This is a genomic window from Bradyrhizobium cosmicum (genome assembly GCF_032290525.1).
GTDB classification, from domain to species: domain Bacteria; phylum Pseudomonadota; class Alphaproteobacteria; order Rhizobiales; family Xanthobacteraceae; genus Bradyrhizobium; species Bradyrhizobium cosmicum_A.
This window is the reverse complement of sequence record NZ_JASXTA010000284.1, coordinates 1-265: the sequence shown is the minus strand read 5'-3', so window position 1 is coordinate 265 and position 265 is coordinate 1. Positions and strand designations below refer to the sequence as shown.

The following is a 265-nucleotide window of genomic DNA, read 5'->3' as shown; positions in this document are numbered from 1 at the left end:
GGAGACCGCCGCCCTCGTCGAGGAGACCGGCCGCCGGGCCCTGACGGTCGCCACCGACGTCGCCGATCCGCAGCAGTGCCAGGAGCTGGTCGACGCGGCCGTGGCGGAGTTCGGTCACGTCGATGTGCTCATCAACAACGCGGGCGTGGGCACGGCGGTGCCGGCCACCCGTGAGACGCCGGAGGAGTTCCGCCGCGTCATCGACATCAACCTGAACGGCTCGTACTGGATGGCGCAGGCATGCGGACGGGTGATGGGAGAGGGA

1 protein-coding gene is annotated in these 265 nt (G+C 70.6%); it reads left to right on the top strand.

Annotated features, from left to right (window positions below; all coding sequences use genetic code 11):
- Nucleotides 1–265: SDR family NAD(P)-dependent oxidoreductase (locus QSV46_RS39985; protein WP_314964133.1), on the top strand; the 265-nt coding region annotated here is incomplete at both ends.